Annotated in this window: 10 protein-coding genes, 2 tRNA genes and 3 rRNA genes; 2 read left to right on the top strand and 13 right to left on the bottom strand. The window is 47.2% G+C overall.

Annotated features, from left to right (window positions below):
- Window positions 1-28: 28 nt before the first annotated feature.
- The 7 genes from dnaX to DS731_RS13900 all read right to left on the bottom strand — a co-directional run bounded on the left by dnaX (window position 29) and on the right by DS731_RS13900 (window position 7,237).
- Complete coding sequence (dnaX, locus tag DS731_RS13875) at window positions 29-2,665, bottom strand: DNA polymerase III subunit gamma/tau (RefSeq protein ID WP_119501896.1); 2,637 nt, start codon at window positions 2,663-2,665, stop codon at window positions 29-31.
- 15 nt (window positions 2,666-2,680) lie between these two features.
- Entirely contained in the window at window positions 2,681-3,217 is a 537-nt protein-coding gene (gene apt, locus DS731_RS13880) for an adenine phosphoribosyltransferase (RefSeq protein ID WP_119501897.1), read from the bottom strand.
- Between the two features lie 15 nt (window positions 3,218-3,232).
- Window positions 3,233-3,355 carry a hypothetical protein gene (locus DS731_RS22365; RefSeq protein ID WP_269748644.1) on the bottom strand — a complete coding sequence of 41 codons (123 nt, stop codon included), beginning with the start codon at window positions 3,353-3,355 and terminating at the stop codon, window positions 3,233-3,235.
- A 116-nt stretch (window positions 3,356-3,471) separates the two neighbouring features.
- On the bottom strand, window positions 3,472-4,212 hold the full coding sequence (locus DS731_RS13885) for an HvfC family RiPP maturation protein (RefSeq protein WP_161599159.1): 741 nt from the start codon (window positions 4,210-4,212) through the stop codon (window positions 3,472-3,474).
- Window positions 4,209-5,066 (bottom strand): HvfB family MNIO-type RiPP peptide maturase, encoded by an 858-nt coding sequence (locus tag DS731_RS13890; protein ID WP_202980663.1) that lies wholly within the window; start codon window positions 5,064-5,066, stop codon window positions 4,209-4,211. The genes DS731_RS13885 and DS731_RS13890 overlap by 4 nt, the downstream gene beginning before the upstream one ends.
- 69 nt (window positions 5,067-5,135) lie before the next feature.
- Window positions 5,136-5,582 (bottom strand): HvfA family oxazolone/thioamide-modified RiPP metallophore, encoded by a 447-nt coding sequence (locus DS731_RS13895; RefSeq protein ID WP_119501900.1) that lies wholly within the window; start codon window positions 5,580-5,582, stop codon window positions 5,136-5,138.
- 110 nt (window positions 5,583-5,692) lie between these two features.
- Window positions 5,693-7,237, bottom strand: coding sequence for a methyl-accepting chemotaxis protein (locus DS731_RS13900; protein WP_119501901.1), 1,545 nt, complete (start codon window positions 7,235-7,237; stop codon window positions 5,693-5,695).
- Between the two features lie 319 nt (window positions 7,238-7,556).
- On the opposite strand from DS731_RS13900, the gene DS731_RS13905 reads away from it, so the two are divergent.
- A complete protein-coding gene (locus DS731_RS13905) occupies window positions 7,557-8,159 on the top strand; it encodes a hypothetical protein (RefSeq protein WP_119501902.1) in 603 nt (200 codons plus the stop codon).
- 193 nt (window positions 8,160-8,352) lie between these two features.
- Here DS731_RS13905 and rrf read toward each other — a convergent pair.
- From rrf to pssA, 6 genes are all read right to left on the bottom strand, one after another.
- Window positions 8,353-8,468, bottom strand: a 5S ribosomal RNA gene (gene rrf / locus DS731_RS13910).
- A 152-nt stretch (window positions 8,469-8,620) separates the two neighbouring features.
- Window positions 8,621-11,491: ribosomal RNA gene (locus DS731_RS13915) — 23S ribosomal RNA — on the bottom strand.
- 596 nt (window positions 11,492-12,087) lie between these two features.
- Window positions 12,088-12,164 (bottom strand) — tRNA-Ile (locus DS731_RS13920).
- Between the two features lie 2 nt (window positions 12,165-12,166).
- Window positions 12,167-12,242: transfer RNA gene (locus DS731_RS13925), tRNA-Ala, on the bottom strand.
- 80 nt (window positions 12,243-12,322) lie between these two features.
- Window positions 12,323-13,855: ribosomal RNA gene (locus DS731_RS13930) — 16S ribosomal RNA — on the bottom strand.
- The 16S, 23S and 5S rRNA genes sit together here with 2 tRNA genes alongside, the layout of an rRNA operon.
- Before the next feature lie 407 nt (window positions 13,856-14,262).
- The gene (pssA, locus tag DS731_RS13935; RefSeq protein ID WP_119501903.1) at window positions 14,263-15,084 is read right to left on the bottom strand and encodes a CDP-diacylglycerol--serine O-phosphatidyltransferase; all 822 of its coding nucleotides are present in this window, start codon (window positions 15,082-15,084) and stop codon (window positions 14,263-14,265) included.
- A gap of 353 nt (window positions 15,085-15,437) precedes the next feature.
- Here pssA and xdp1 point away from each other — a divergent pair, with 353 nt between their 5' ends.
- Window positions 15,438-16,310 carry an exosortase-dependent surface protein XDP1 gene (gene xdp1, locus DS731_RS13940; RefSeq protein WP_232373370.1) on the top strand — a complete coding sequence of 291 codons (873 nt, stop codon included), beginning with the start codon at window positions 15,438-15,440 and terminating at the stop codon, window positions 16,308-16,310.
- Window positions 16,311-16,336: the final 26 nt, after the last annotated feature.

The following is a 16,336-nucleotide window of genomic DNA, read 5'->3' on the forward strand; positions in this document are numbered from 1 at the left end:
TCTCTCACTATTTATTGATTGTGTGTCATTACCGGGGCTGAACAGTGTCTTCGAGCACTGTTGCAGCAAAAAGATCCCGTAATGTCGTAAATTTTTCATCGTTGCTAACCACCTGATGTGCATAAGCACGACGCATTTCATCGATACGTGCCTGCAACGTCAGCGGTGTTTGTGCTGGCTGTCCGTAAACAATGTTCACATTGACCGGATGCTCCAGCGCCTTAGATAACGCCTCATTCAGTTGTGCAACAGCATTGTCATTTATGAGATGGCTCTGACTCTCATCTAATTCAAGCGTCACATCCTGATCTTTTATCGAAAAAGCAGCATTTAATACGATTTGTTTAGTTAAACCGGCCAGTCCCAGTTCTGCAACCCGTTCGCTCCAGCTATCTATCTGACGGCCGAGTAATAATTTTGAGCCATCAGGTAAATAAGCTGGTAAAGCATCGCTATCGACACTTTGAACACGATTTATAGGTGCAGTGGCAACGGCATTATCAGAAGGCACGTCAGTTTGTTGATAGCCTTGAGCCTCATTTTCATTCTGTTGCGGGGTAACATTGCCGGTATAGTCATCTTCCTCAACAAAAGAAGCCACTCCGGCATCAGCCTGTACTTCAATTTCCTGAGCAAATGCCTCCTGCCCGGATGAAGGTTGTGAAGCCGCAGCATCACCAACTTCAGACTGACCATTATCAGCAAAGTCGTCAGTTTCAGGGGCCATCGTAGTTGAATGGTTTTCCCAGGGCGGCGACGAGGCATCATCCTCTGACGGTGCAGATGCCGCCGTTTCAGCAGGTTCATTGTCTGCCACAGGCGGGGCTGACGTTATACCCCGTTGACTCAGCTTGCGGACACGCTCACTGGTGTCACTCTGGTTCTCAGACTTTTTTGCGGGTGCTTCTGCAGCCTCCTTACGTCCAGTTTTTAATTGCTGGCGCAGGGCTAACATTTCTTCGATAGACGTCAATGAATCGGTACTACCGGCCTGAGTCACATTGTTTGACTGATGCCCGGGCGCGGCGTGTTCTGCCGGTACTTCATAATGCTCATCTTCGTAAGCAGCAGGCGGCATATCATCATAGTCCGCAGGAGGAATATCATCCCACTGAGGCGGACCATTCTGTGCTGAAGGCTCAGCCTGTTGCCCGGATTCAAGCAGTCGCGAAGATTCCGGCAGTACAGGTTCATCTTTTACAGGCTCCGGCTCAACAACAGGCGGTTCAGCGGGCACACGCTCAGAAGCAGGCTGGCGATATTCCGCCGCTGCTTTTTCAATTTCAGCCTGTTCAGCATTGAGCGCATGTAAATCTTCTGAAGTATCTGTATCTGCCGGCCCGGTAGTTGTTCCGGTACCTTCAGTAACAATTTTGTGCACCGCCGGTTGAGGGGCATGAGCGGCTTCGGGTTCCGCCGTTTCTTTTTCTTGCGCCGGCTGAAGAACCGGTGCAGCTTGCGTATCTGGCGCTGAGGCTACAGACGGAGCAGAAGAAACAGGTTGTGCAGACGCTTGCGACACCGGCGTTTCTGTACTGCCCTGCGCATCCACGATCAACTCAAGGTTGTCGTCACCGGACGGAACCGGTGCAAAAGACATCATTCGTAACAGTGTCATTTCCAGCGCTGAGCGACCATCTGCAGCATGGGGCAAATCTTTTCTGCCTTGCAAAGCAATCTGATAAAACAGCTGCACCTGCTCTGCCGGTAATGCTTTTGCCAATTGATATATCGCTTTGGCAGATGTCGTTTCCAGTTTGCAGGTTTCAGGCACCCACTGGGTTAAAGCTATCTGGTGTAACAAACTGGACAGTTCAGCCAGTACCTGACCGAAATCCGGCGCTTGCTCAGCCATTGATGCCACAATATCAAGCAGACCCGGAGCGTCCTTTTTCACCAGTGCGAAAAGCAGCTTCAGAATTTGATGTCTGTCCATCAAACCGAGCATGTCGGTGACGATGGCAGCCGCTACCTGATTATCGCCCTGTGCAATAGCCTGATCAGTCAGACTGAGCGCATCCCGCATACTGCCCTGGGCTGCACGGGCCAGTAACGCCAGTGCCGGTGCCTCAAAAGGAATGGATTCCTGCTGCAGTATGTGTGTCAGTTGCCCTGAAATTTGCTCACGGGACAGCGCTTTTAAATTAAATTGCAGGCAGCGCGACAGAATTGTAATGGGCAGCTTCTGCGGATCAGTGGTTGCCAGCAGAAACTTCACATGAGGTGGTGGCTCTTCAAGGGTTTTTAACAGCGCATTAAAACTGTGCTTAGACAGCATGTGTACTTCATCGATGAGGTACACTTTGTAGCGGCCACGGGTGGGCTTGTACTGCACGTTATCCAGCAGTTCGCGGGTATCTTCCACTTTGGTACGTGACGCCGCATCGATTTCGAGCAGGTCGACGTAATTGCCCTGCTCGATTTCACGACAGGTATCACAAACACCACATGGATTAGCGCCCTGACCTTCTTCGCAGTTTAAACTCTTTGAAAAGATACGTGCGATTGTGGTTTTACCGACCCCACGGGTACCGGTAAATAAATAAGCGTGATGTAAGCGGTCGTTATCTAATGCATTGGCGATGGCGGTAACAACATGTTCCTGACCAACGAGTTCACTAAACTTTCGTGGTCGCCACTTCCTTGCCAGAACCTGATAACTCATAAAACCGCTTGTTCCTTATTCACCATCAAAATCACAAATTGAATAGCATTCAATGTTCAGCGCCGCTAATTTCTCATAGCCGCCAAGGTCCGGCAGGCCGATAACAAAACCGGCATGTTCAACAATGCCACCTAATGAACGGATCAATTTTGCTGATGCGCCGATGGTACCGCCGGTTGCCAGCAGATCGTCAATCAACAGCACCCGCTCACCTTCTTTGATGGCATCTTTGTGGATCTCAAGTGTATCCATACCATACTCAAGTTCGTAGGATTCACTTACCACTTCTCTGGGTAATTTATTGGGTTTTCTCACCGGTACGAAACCCACACCCATTTCAAGGGCCAGCGGTGCACCAAACAAGAAACCACGGGCTTCAGTGCCGGCTACTTTATCAAACTGCATGCCCTGAAATTTCTCAAGCAACAACGTGATGCACGCAGTAAATGCTTTGTGATCTTCCAGCACGCTGGTGACATCACGGAACATGATGCCGGGTTTAGGGTAGTCGGGTACGGTTTTTATTACGGATTTTATATATTCAGCAGTCACTTCTTTGCCTTTTGATTACAGCCAGAAAGTGAACCAGCCAGCTATGATATGCAACAGAGGAAAAGCTACCAACGTGGCAACGATTGCCAGAAAGTACCACCAGTTAAACACTTCTTTAAACTCGCCGTTATCAGCCATAATCAATACCTGAAAGTTCTAAGTCAAAATGGTCGTAAATGTTAATCGAAACACAGTCTGAATGACAGTGCTATTCTCCATTATAGCGAATATTGTTAATAAGGTGAGGCAAGCGGTCAGGCTTTGACCACTATCCCCTTTTCTATAAGTGCGGAGAGTGCTTGCGGCAGATAATGTTCAACCGCTGCAACTTGTGTAGGAGGAATGACAGCTTTAAGCTGACTGATGATACCGGGAACGGGCAAAGCCTCTTCACTGATAATCGTCAGCAATAAAGCCGTTAAAGGCTCAGTAATCATGAACTGAACGTTATCACTTTTGTCACGGTACACCACGTAGTTATGTCGCTGCTCTGATACTTTTTCTGGCTGACATTCAACGCTGATTTGATGTACCGGATAATGGTAACTGGCAAGTGTTGCCAGGCCGGACAATGTATAACGCTCTGGTAAATCGCCTGAGCAGGCTTTAAGTGGCAGGTCTTCGTCGCGTACGCTGACATCAATTTCCAGCCATTCATAATGCGCGAGCTCATATAAAAAAGCCGGATAACCACGGGCTGAACAATCAAAGTGACTCAGAAAACGGACAAACTCACGGCTGATTTCAACAAAGTAAGGGGTCTCACAAACATGCTCACGCATGAATTCCCGTACGAGAATAAGCCACTGTTCTTCGCCCAGGACTTCTTTGACCACAGGAAACCCGCCGGCGATAAAATTTTTTATATTATTAAAAAATAGTGAGCGGTAGACAGACAACCTTTCTTCGCCGTCCTCTTCAAGGGTAACAAAGCCGGATTGAGGATCCCGCATGGCTTGTGCAAGTTCAGCCTGCCTTGCGCGGAAATCTGTCATCCCGCACATCCGGCTAGCTGGTTATCCTTAATTTCCTGCTCATTACATACCCGTTGCTGAATGGATTTAATCCGGCCAACCTCTTCCAGCAATTCACCTAACGGAGGAATATTAAAATCCCGTTCAAGCAACGTAGGGAAAACGCCGTGCTTCCGGTAGGCTTTTTCCAGCAACCCCCACACAGGTTCAATGACACTACTGCCATGGGTATCGACTTTAAGGTTATCACTCTCGTCGTAATGACCGGCGATATGACCATAAACAATACGCTTTGATGGCAGTGCATTGAGGAAATCAACGGCATCATACTTATGATTGATACTGTTTACGTAGAGGTTGTTTACATCAAGCAGCATCTGACAGTCAGACTCTTCCAGTATATAAAGAAGGAATTCCAGCTCTGTCATGTCCTGATCTGGTGCGAGGTAATAAGATACATTCTCCAGCACCAGCGGACGCTCTAAAATGTCCTGTACAATTTTGATTCTTTCCACAACATGTTTTGCAGCCTGCTCACAAAAAGGCATTGGCAGCAAATCATAGAGGTGTCCGTTACCGGAACAAAAACTCAGATGTTCACTGTACAAGCTGATGCTATATTCCTGCAGGAACGATTTGATTTGTTTAATAAACGGGATATCAAGAGGATCCGTACTGCCTACAGACAATGACAGTCCGTGAGTCGAAAAGGGGGCCTGCGATGTACAGGCCTGCAATTGCTTTTTGAACTTCCCGCCCATTGGGATCCAGTTCTCCGGCGCAACTTCCCAGAAATCGACACTGTCAGGAAGCTGTGGCAGTAAGTCAGGCAACATTTCACGCCGCAGACCCAACCCGGCACCGGATACAGACATCAGAACTCCAAATGACTAGTGACTTTGAACAAAGGTGTTACTTCAAAAACGAGTCAAGCACATGCCGGTTTACATACTCCCGCATTTGCCCTCACCACATTTACCTTCTTCAGCCGCTTTCTCTTTAACCTTGTCCTTCATTTTGTCAGCGCCGCACTTTCCTTCACCACACTTACCTTCTGTCGCAGCTTTGGCTTTATCCTTCATTTTATCGGCACCACACTTACCTTCACCGCATTTGCCTTCTGCTGCAGCTTTCGCTTTGTCTTTCATCTTGTCGGCGCCACACTTGCCCTCACCGCATTTACCCTCTGCTGCCGCTTTGGCTTTATCTTTCATTTTATCGGCACCACATTTGCCTTCACCGCATTTTCCTTCTGCCGCGATTTGCTTATATCCGGATTCCAGTGCATCCATTCCGAACGGATTTGCCATTGCAGACGATGTAAATGCGCCGGCACTTAACACTGCAGCACCGATGGTACCCGCAACCAGATTACGTTTAGCTTCTTTCATAAATACACTCCAGCACGATAACTTTTTAATTTACGTTCAAACGACCTCAGTGCATAAAGACCTGACGATGAGATGAAAAATTTCTTCTTAAAGCATTTTTTCATTATGCTTCATACATCTTCTGCTTTGTACCCTATACGAAAACCGCCCCAGTGTTTGCCGTTAACGTAAATCGGTGCAGACAGATCGTGCATCACTTCTCCGGTATCACGCTTGTAGGTTTGCAGAAGAAAACTCTCTGTATTCTTTCCGCAACGGGAACCGGTAGGATCATCGAAAATGCGTTTCGTCCGGCTCTTAGCCAGGTCAGTGTCGTAATCTCCGGTCATAGGTTTGCTGAATTTTTTATTGTGGGTCGGGAAGTATCCGTTAATATCCACCGCCCCGGCATAAATAATAAAGTTATTTTCCTCAAGGACAGGTTCCTGTACCGGAGGAAGCAAAACATCAGTAAATGAATCAAACCGTGTAGTGAATTTTTGCGGATTGGTCCCTTTCACCGGTTCATAGTGAAAGTTGAACAAATCTGATTCAGAGATTTTTCCACTGGTAATAGCCTCTTCGAACATTTGACCAATCTTTTGGGCGGACCTGGTGGCGATCCGTTGGACTTTTCCGTTACGGTCATTCACCCGCAATGCCTGTAATTGCCGGAAAATACCCTCAGTGTGATAACTAAGTGCCAGTACCTTCTCTGAAACATCTGTCAGATCGCCTTCAAGATGCTTGGTATTCTGATGTAACCTTTCAGCATTTACACTTATTCCTCTGTTGGTATTGCCGTGCACTTCTACCGTACTGGCGACCTGCCCCATTGAATTTGCCGCTTCTGTAGAAATAATGCTGGTTTCTTCAATCAGGGACGACATATAGTTCACTACGTCCGACATGGCGCCGTTGGCTGCTGAAACTTTTTCAATGGCGTCTACAGAAGTTTGACTGTAGCGATTGATTTCATTGAGTACATCGTCAATGCCCTGGGTAGCATTTGTTGTCTTTTGAGCGAGGTCGCGCACTTCATCGGCAACAACGGCAAATCCCCGTCCCTGCTCTCCGGCCCTTGCAGCTTCAATAGCAGCATTTAAAGCGAGCATATTAGTCTGATCGGCCAGTTGATTAATGGTAGTGGTGATGCCGCTGATGGAATCGGCCTTGCTCTTTAATGTGGCGAGCATATCTGCTGAGGCTTCAATTTCACTACGAAGCTGACTTTGTTGTTCAACCAACTGGCTCAGAGCCTGCTTACAATCCTGAGTTTTATCGTCTGCTGCCTGAATTTTTTGCTGAGCATCTGTAGAGAATCCCACAAGTTGAAGATTACCTTCTTCAAGGTGCTTAATACTGCCGGCGATTTCCTGAACACTATCGGCCTGCTCTTTAAATACTGCGGCAAGCTTATCCAGAAAGTGGGAAACCGTTGCTCCACCTATAGCGATCCGGCTGGCAGACTGGCTGATAGACTCACCTAATTTCGAGTCAGCATCGTCTTGCCCGTCGGTTCCGGCAACAACCGTGCTCTGCTGAGGAAATATCAGAGCAGGTATGAGTGTTACAAAGAACACGGCGACAGCCACCCACCAGAAGGCTATATCAAACAGACCACACACCGACACGGTTACCAGGGCCAGTAACCCGGAGATAATTGAATTTTTCACGCCTGCTTACTTCCTCATTGTTGTTATGGTTAAACTATAGCCCATTAAAACAATTTGTTAACATCAATATGGATAAGACAATAGTCGATTTGGATTCACGAAATGGGACTAATCAGAGATCTGTATTCCGCCAGCCGGATTTAATTACATTTGCTGAATATAAGAGATTTAAATGAAAACTATACTGGTGTATAAAAGTTTATGCTGAACCGGGCCGACCCGATTAGATAGTGTTTACGTAGTCACACCTTAAGGTCATTAACCTCTTACCTCCGGCGCAAATAGACGCCACAACTATGGAATACTTATAAGGAAGTTTATGAAAATTAAATCTCTTGTTGCTGCTTCTGTGTTTTCTGCCTTATGCCTTTCGACACCTGTACTGGCTAAACATGATAAAGACAGCTCTGACAACCGTGTAGTAAAAGGAACTTACACAATTACCAAGGGGACTGTTGAGACTTTTGATGTTTCTACAGACCTGGTAAAACTTGAACAACTTGGACAATTTGAGATAGTGCTGAAAAGCACTGACTGGAAATCCTTTTCAAAAGATGAACGCAAATCTATTAAGAAACGGGAAAAAGTTAAAGGTGTGCTGAAAGGCACTATCGATCTGACAAACTTCTTTACTGCCGGACCTGTAATTTCTCATGTCATGATTGACGATGACAGAACATTCTCACTTCATTCTGCATACGATGTGTTTATCCCGCTTCAGGGGGATTTATTCTGCTCGGGTGGTGAACCGATGTTCATAAAAGAATATGTGAATCTGGTGGGTGCAACCGGTGTATATGAGAACCTTCAGTCAGGAACGATTGTACTTGAGGGTACCGTAAATAATTGCCCTGGTTTTGCTGATTACGGAAAATATGATTTCGATATCGTGCCTGATGAAAGCGTACTCATATTTGAATAGTCATACATTCAATGAGACAAGCCCGCATCTGCGGGCTTTTTACTCCCCGCTTTACAGTGAATACAGGCATCTATTAAGGAATATTCTATGTTTGAAGCGAGCACTTTAATAAAAAGAAGCATAGTGGGATTCTGAACAGAGAACAGAAACGAAAAAAGCCCGCTCAGATGAGCGGGCTTCTTCGTAATTGGGAGCCTGACGGTGTGCTACTCTCACATGGGGAGACCCCACACTACCATCGCCGCTAACGCGTTTCACTTCTGAGTTCGGAATGGATTCAGGTGGTACCACGTCGCTATTGCCGTCAGGCATAAACTTTTGTCTTAATGATGTTTACACATCACTAAGATAACAATTCTGGAAAGCTTGATATCTTCATCAATCAGAGTAACGCTACTCTAACTCATTAATTAGTCAGTCTTTAACTCACAACTTCTAAGTAAAAGCTACTTAGGCGTTGTATGGTTAAGCCTCACGGGCAATTAGTACAGGTTAGCTTAATGCCTTGCAACACTTCCACATCCTGCCTATCAACGTTGTAGTCTTCAACAACCCTTCAGAGAGGTTAAACCTCAGGGATGACTCATCTCGGGGCTCGCTTCCCGCTTAGATGCTTTCAGCGGTTATCGATTCCGAACGTAGCTACCGGGCAATGCCTTTGGCAAAACAACCCGAACACCAGCGGTTCGTCCACTCCGGTCCTCTCGTACTAGGAGCAGCTCCCCTCAATCATCCAACGCCCACACCAGATAGGGACCGAACTGTCTCACGACGTTCTAAACCCAGCTCGCGTACCACTTTAAATGGCGAACAGCCATACCCTTGGGACCGACTTCAGCCCCAGGATGTGATGAGCCGACATCGAGGTGCCAAACACCGCCGTCGATATGAACTCTTGGGCGGTATCAGCCTGTTATCCCCGGAGTACCTTTTATCCGTTGAGCGATGGCCCTTCCATACAGAACCACCGGATCACTATGACCTACTTTCGTACCTGCTCGACGTGTCTGTCTCGCAGTTAAGCTAGCTTATGCCATTGCACTAACCTCACGATGTCCGACCGTGATTAGCTAACCTTCGTGCTCCTCCGTTACTATTTGGGAGGAGACCGCCCCAGTCAAACTACCCACCAGACACTGTCCGCATTCCCGATAAGGGAACAACGTTAGAACATCAAACATACCAGGGTGGTATTTCAAGGACGGCTCCGTATGAACTGGCGTCCATACTTCAAAGCCTCCCACCTATCCTACACAAGTAGGTTCAATGTTCAGTGCCAAGCTGTAGTAAAGGTTCACGGGGTCTTTCCGTCTAGGTGCGGGTACACAGCATCTTCACTGCGATTTCAATTTCACTGAGTCTCGGGTGGAGACAGCGTGGCCATGGTTACACCATTCGTGCAGGTCGGAACTTACCCGACAAGGAATTTCGCTACCTTAGGACCGTTATAGTTACGGCCGCCGTTTACCGGGGCTTCGATCAAGAGCTTCGCTTACGCTAACCCCATCAATTAACCTTCCGGCACCGGGCAGGTGTCACACCCTATACGTCATCTTACGATTTAGCAGAGTGCTGTGTTTTTAATAAACAGTCCCAGCCACCTGGTCACTGCGGCCCCCGTGTGCTCAGAGAGCAAGTCTCATCACACGCAGGGGCGTACCTTCTCCCGAAGTTACGGTACAATTTTGCCGAGTTCCTTCACCCGAGTTCTCTCAAGCGCCTTAGTGTTCTCTACCTGACCACCTGTGTCGGTTTGGGGTACGGTTCACATAATCATAAGTTTAGAAGCTTTTCCTGGAAGCAGGGCATCAACAACTTCACTCCCTTGGGAGCTCGTCTCGTGTCTCAGAATTATAAAACCGGATTTACCTAATCTTACTTCCTACACACTTTCACCTGGGCAACCAACGCCAGGATTGTCTAGCCTTCTCCGTCCCTCCGTCACTGATTATATAAGTACGGGAATATTAACCCGTTTCCCATCGACTACGCATTTCTGCCTCGCCTTAGGGGCCGACTTACCCTGCCCTGATTAGCATGGGACAGGAAACCTTGGTCTTCCGGCGTGGGGGTTTTTCACCCCCATTATCGTTACTCATGTCAGCATTCGCACTTCTGATACCTCCAGCAAACTTCACAGTTCACCTTCAGCGGCTTACAGAACGCTCCCCTACCCAAAGTACAAGTACTTTGCCGCAGCTTCGGTATATTGCTTAGCCCCGTTACATCTTCCGCGCAGGCCGACTCGACTAGTGAGCTATTACGCTTTCTTTAAAGGGTGGCTGCTTCTAAGCCAACCTCCTAGCTGTCTTAGCCTTCCCACATCGTTTCCCACTTAGCAATATTTTGGGACCTTAGCTGGCGGTCTGGGTTGTTTCCCTCTTCACGACGGACGTTAGCACCCGCCGTGTGTCTCCCGGATAGTTCTCTTTGGTATTCGGAGTTTGCAAAGGGTTGGTAAGTCGGGATGACCCCCTAGCCTTAACAGTGCTCTACCCCCAAAGGAATTCGTCCGAGGCTCTACCTAAATAGATTTCGGGGAGAACCAGCTATCTCCCGGTTTGATTGGCCTTTCACCCCCAGCCACAAGTCATCCCCGCCTTTTTCAACAGGCGTGGGTTCGGTCCTCCAGTTGATGTTACTCAACCTTCAACCTGCCCATGGCTAGATCACCGGGTTTCGGGTCTATACCTGGCAACTCAACGCGCAGTTAACACTCGCTTTCGCTACGGCTCCCCTATACGGTTAACCTTGCTACCAAATATAAGTCGCTGACCCATTATACAAAAGGTACGCAGTCACCCCGAAGGGCTCCCACTGCTTGTACGTATACGGTTTCAGGTTCTGTTTCACTCCCCTCACAGGGGTTCTTTTCGCCTTTCCCTCACGGTACTGGTTCACTATCGGTCAGTAAGGAGTATTTAGCCTTGGAGGATGGTCCCCCCATCTTCAGTCAGGATAACACGTGTCCCGACCTACTTAATATGTGCTAACTGTCACTTCGTGTACGGGACTATCACCCTGTTCCGTTAAACTTTCCAGAATATTCCACTATGACAACTAACATCGGCTGGTCCCCTTTCGCTCGCCGCTACTAAGGGAATCTCGGTTGATTTCTTTTCCTCCGGGTACTTAGATGTTTCAGTTCCCCGGGTTTGCCTCGTTAACCTATGTATTCAGTTAACGATACCCGCAAGCGGGTGGGTTTCCCCATTCGGACATCGATGGCTCAAATGCGTTTTGTCAGCTCGCCACCGCTTTTCGCAGACTTACACGTCCTTCATCGCCTCTTACTGCCAAGGCATCCACCGTATACGCTTAGTCACTTAACCATACAACCCTAAATAGCTTCCGCTTAAGAACCTGTGCTGCGCGACTCTTCCTCGCTCGCTCGGTTATATACTACTTGTATACGCCCTCGCTCACTCGTCGTATTCGCTTGCCCAGAACCTTAATCGTCGCTATTTCCTCTTCTCAACATGAGTAGTGAGAGAGTGAATAGCTATTACAGGATTATCCAAGAGTTGCGACAACTCAAAAGGATGGATTTTCCTGCGCCTGCCTCCGCCTTTTTATCCGGAGTCAGGTGTGCACTTAAGCACTGTTGTATGCATGACTGTCTAATCAATTACGTTGCAGCTTACGCTGCGCCGTTGTCAGATAGAGTAGCTTTTGAAAGAACATCTTTCGATATTCTCAGTTACTCAATTTGATTGATTACTAATATCAGCTTTCCAAATTGTTAAAGAACAGGTTTAGAGTAAAAAACCCTAATCAATAGTCGCTGTAAAAGCGGATATTCATTAGGATTTGATTCCATTCTGACCAAGTGATTACTTAATACATCCAATCTTTTTCAGGCAAGGAAGATGAAACCGTCGTGTGCCCCGGCACATAAGGTTTTATCTGACGCCGCATGAGAAAGATTTGGTAGGCTTGGGCAGACTTGAACTGCCGACCTCACCCTTATCAGGGGTGCGCTCTAACCAGCTGAGCTACAAGCCTATTGGTGGAGCTAAGCAGGATCGAACTGCTGACCTCCTGAATGCAAATCAGGCGCTCTCCCAGCTGAGCTATAGCCCCATAAGACTTGGTCGTTCTTCATTAATAACAAAACAATCTGTGTGAACACTGCGCTAAAAGGCAATAAACGATTTTTAAGGTAAGGAGGTGATCCAACCCCAGGTTCCCCTAGGGTTACCTTGTTACGACTTCACCCCAGTCATGAAACACAAAGTGGTAATCGTCCTCCCGAAGGTTAGACTAACTACTTCTTTTGCATCCCACTCCCATGGTGTGACGGGCGGTGTGTACAAGGCCCGGGAACGTATTCACCGCAGTATGCTGACCTGCGATTACTAGCGATTCCGACTTCATGGAGTCGAGTTGCAGACTCCAATCCGGACTACGACAAGCTTTAAGGGGTCCGCTCCACATCACTGTCTTGCTTCCCTCTGTACTTGCCATTGTAGCACGTGTGTAGCCCTACACGTAAGGGCCATGATGACTTGACGTCGTCCCCACCTTCCTCCGGTTTGTCACCGGCAGTCTCCTTAGAGTGCCCAACCAAATGCTGGCAACTAAGGACAAGGGTTGCGCTCGTTGCGGGACTTAACCCAACATCTCACGACACGAGCTGACGACAGCCATGCAGCACCTGTGTCAGAGTTCCCGAAGGCACTAATCCATCTCTGGAAAATTCTCTGCATGTCAAGTGTAGGTAAGGTTCTTCGCGTTGCTTCGAATTAAACCACATGCTCCACCGCTTGTGCGGGCCCCCGTCAATTCATTTGAGTTTTAACCTTGCGGCCGTACTCCCCAGGCGGTCTACTTAGCGCGTTAGCTTCGCTACGCACGAATTAAATTCACACACAGCTAGTAGACAGCGTTTACGGTGTGGACTACCAGGGTATCTAATCCTGTTCGCTACCCACACTTTCGGACATGAGCGTCAGTCTTTGGCCAGGGAGTCGCCTTCGCCACTGATGTTCCTCCAGATATCTACGCATTTCACCGCTACACCTGGAATTCCACTCCCCTCTCCAAGACTCTAGTCTGCCAGTTCTAAATGACCATCCCAGGTTGAGCCCGGGGCTTTCACATCTAGCTTAACAAACCGCCTGCGTCCGCTTTACGCCCAGTAATTCCGATTAACGCTCGCACCCTCCGTATTACCGCGGCTGCTGGCACGGAGTTAGCCGGTGCTTCTTCTGTTGTTAACGTCACAGCTGGCAGGTATTAACTACCAACCTTTCCTCACAACTGAAAGTGCTTTACAACCCGAAGGCCTTCTTCACACACGCGGCATGGCTGCATCAGGGTTTCCCCCATTGTGCAATATTCCCCACTGCTGCCTCCCGTAGGAGTCTGGGCCGTGTCTCAGTCCCAGTGTGGCTGATCTTCCTCTCAGAACAGCTAGAGATCGTCGCCTTGGTGAGCCTTTACCTCACCAACTAGCTAATCTCACTTGGGCCTCTCTTCAGGTAGGAGCCTAAGCCCCCTTTGGTCCGTAGACGTTATGCGGTATTAGCAGTCGTTTCCAACTGTTATCCCCCTCCCAAAGGCAAGTTCCCAAGCATTACTCACCCGTCCGCCACTCGTCAGCAAATAGCAAGCTATTTCTGTTACCGTTCGACTTGCATGTGTTAGGCCTGCCGCCAGCGTTCAATCTGAGCCATGATCAAACTCTTCAATTAAATATATCGAAAAACTTTTATGAATCGTCGGTTGACACTCTTAACGAGTGCCCACACAGATTGTCTTGTTATAAATTTTTAAAGAACAATTGCTTAAGCCTTGCTGTTAGCCGTCTCAAGCGGGATGCGTATATTACTCCGCATCATTTTTTTGTCAATCATTTTTTTGAAGTATTTTCTTCTCAAAACGCTTTCCAAAAACTCGTTTCCGGTGCTTTGTTTCAGCTCCCTGAACCGAGGACGCGCATTCTACTCACATGCCCCTTCACGTCAACCCTTAATTAGCGTAAAAAGTAAAAAAGCGACCTGAACGGTCGCTTTTTAAACATATTGATAATTAAATGAACAAACATCTTAATTTCGTCTGTTCTGATATCTCTTTTCTACATTAATTCAGGTAACCGGTGCTATGACTTATGCTCTGGTTCATCATCACCAACGGTTTTTTCATCTGCCTTATCATCATCAACAGTAAAATCCGCATCCTTCTCTTCATGGTCCCCCACTACATCCTGAAGTGTTACCTTGTCAACGGTACGGAATGTATTAATGGGCCCGGCAAGAGCATAAAGGGCAAAGACAAGGAAAAGCACTAATGCAGGCTCTGTCGCCACAATTACAAACACAAGCATAATAATAAGAAGCGCAACAAAAGGAACTTTGCCGTTCCAGTTCACTTCTTTGAAAGAGTTATATTTAAAATTACTCACCATAAGTAAGCCGGCAGCACCGGTTATCAGTGCTACAACAAAACCATAGTCGTTGCCATTCACATCATATTCAACGCCTACCCAGACCAACCCGGATACAACGGCTGCAGCAGCCGGACTTGCCAACCCCTGAAAGAATCGTTTGTCAGCAATACCCACCTGCGTATTGAACCGAGCCAGACGCAACGCTGCACCAGCTACATATATAAAGGCAGCGAGCCATCCCAGCTTACCTAATTCACTTAAACCCCAGTTGTAAGCAACCAGCGCCGGAGCAACACCAAAAGAAACCATGTCGGCCATTGAGTCGTATTCAGCACCAAACGCACTTTGTGTGTTGGTGATCCTTGCAGCCCTTCCATCGAGTCCATCAAATATCATTGCAACGAAAACGGCAACCGCAGCAGCTTCGAAACTGCCGTTCATAGACGCGACTACGGCATAGAAACCCGAGAACAACCCTGCGGTGGTAAGTAAATTAGGCAACAGGTAGATGCCTTTCCTTTTTGTGTCCGTCATAAAACCTCAAGTTAATTAATACTGACCAATCCATTATTTCATACATACCCGCACTACGCACGGTTCAAATATACCAGAGAATGCCTATTACTTAGTATGAGCTGACATACCTCAATTTAATTTACAAGATCTTTGAGTAACATATTGAATTATAATAAATAAAATCACTTTAACTACTTTTGTATCATGTCAGTATTTTTTACGTAGGAATTTTTAAACCTAAATCCAACATCAAATTTCCCTATAAAAATCAATACAATAAAAAATGGCACGGTAAGTGCTTAGATCGGATTGAGGTATGAAATCGAGGTATAAAAGGGGTTTTTAATATGAAGATAAGTAAGATCGCGTCAGTGACGACACTCGTCCTTGCAAGCGCTATTACTGCACCTGCTATGGCAACTGGCTATAAAGGCAATTGGCATAACGGCTGTGGCAATGATGGCAACACAGGTGATGGCTGTAATGCAGCTGACTATTTCGCAGATGACTTGATGTACAGTCTGGCCAGTGATGGTATCAGCAATGCAGTAGTTGATGGTGTAACCATCAACGCTTCTGCTTACTCTGATACAGCAGCTTCGACTAAATATTCTTCTGGTAACTATGTTTACAAAGACGAAAATGTTGAAGCAGCCACACTTCAAAACTATGGCGATGGCTATGGTGTAATCAATGCAGACGAAGGAACATCGTCTCCGGCACACTCTGCTGATAACCAGGAAATCATTAAGTCGTATTGGTGGAGCAGTACGAAATATGTGGAAACAGATTTTGACTACGTACTGATCTCCTTCGACGAAGAAGTAAATGTTACCGGTGCAACATTTAGTTGGCTGTGGAAGGAAACAGATACACAGGTTTCTGTTGCAGCACTTAGCGATACATCTATGCTTACTTCAGGGGTAAATACTTGGGGCGACATAGCAGGTGATGCGCTGGCAGTTGGTTCATTTGATGTTCTTAACTGTGACGATACTGATTTAGCAGAAATCAGCGGTCTGGATAATGTTTATTCTCAATACTGGATTATCGGAGCGTATAACACAGTCTTCGGCGACATCGGTTACGATATGTTCGATGACGGTTTCAAGTTAGCCAGCGTAGGCTTTAATAAAAAGCCTGGTGAAGAGCCACCAACAACGCAGGTAACTGAACCTGGTACATTCGCAATGTTGTTCATGGGCGGTGCCCTGGCAATGTGGCGCAGAAGACGTAGTGCTTAATCAATTTGATTAAGCCTTAACAGGCA

This window comes from Alteromonas sp. RKMC-009, from assembly GCF_003584565.2.
GTDB lineage: Bacteria > Pseudomonadota > Gammaproteobacteria > Enterobacterales > Alteromonadaceae > Alteromonas.

Coding starts and splice junctions, on each gene's coding strand:
- DS731_RS13905 (WP_119501902.1), top strand. CDS start 7,557: ATGAAAATTAAATCTCTTGTTGCTGCTTCTGTGTTTTCTGCCTTATGC.
- DS731_RS13885 (WP_161599159.1), bottom strand. CDS start 4,212: ATGACAGATTTCCGCGCAAGGCAGGCTGAACTTGCACAAGCCATGCGG.
- DS731_RS22365 (WP_269748644.1), bottom strand. CDS start 3,355: ATGGCTGATAACGGCGAGTTTAAAGAAGTGTTTAACTGGTGGTACTTT.
- DS731_RS13890 (WP_202980663.1), bottom strand. CDS start 5,066: ATGTCTGTATCCGGTGCCGGGTTGGGTCTGCGGCGTGAAATGTTGCCT.
- DS731_RS13895 (WP_119501900.1), bottom strand. CDS start 5,582: ATGAAAGAAGCTAAACGTAATCTGGTTGCGGGTACCATCGGTGCTGCA.
- dnaX (WP_119501896.1), bottom strand. CDS start 2,665: ATGAGTTATCAGGTTCTGGCAAGGAAGTGGCGACCACGAAAGTTTAGT.
- pssA (WP_119501903.1), bottom strand. CDS start 15,084: ATGACGGACACAAAAAGGAAAGGCATCTACCTGTTGCCTAATTTACTT.